At 25.8% G+C, this 574-nt stretch carries 1 protein-coding gene; it reads left to right on the forward strand.

The features are described from left to right. A partial coding sequence (locus AC5LG6_RS11245; RefSeq protein ID WP_498586654.1) for a hypothetical protein occupies positions 1-574 on the forward strand: 574 nt, incomplete at both ends.

Raw genomic sequence — 574 nt, forward strand, 5'->3', positions numbered from 1 at the left:
GGGTTTAGAGAGTTATTAGATAGTATTGATTTAACAACTGATTCAGGACAAGAGCTTTATGGAAGATTAATTATATTAAGTCAATCTTTTGCAGATATTACTGATAAAACTGCTGAAAGTATCGAAGAACTAAATAATTTAAGTTTTGATAGTTTTGTAAGCTCTATTGATAAAGTAAGTGATACATTAAAATCTTTAAAAGATACAGCACTTAGCTTCATACATAGTTTTAATACTACTGATAATACAAAAGAAAATCTAATTGCATATAACAAAAAAAGAGCTGAGTTTGATAGTTACTTTTTAACTGATGGTACTTTAAGAGAAAACGCTGATTATGAAAAAGTAAAATCACTTTATAGTGAAATATCAAATGTTTCTAAAACTCTTGCTTCTAGTGATAACTATTTAAAAGATAGCTTGATTGATGTGTTTTCAAAAGATATAAATAATTTTGATTTAGCTCAAGATGTTTTAAAAGTAAAAATTGTTGATGGTTTAGGTGATTTATTAAGCCTGAACTTTGAACAAGTACTTGCACTAAAAGATATTTTTCAAAGCAATACTATTTCTA

The sequence above is a fragment of the Arcobacter thermotolerans genome (assembly GCF_983172305.1).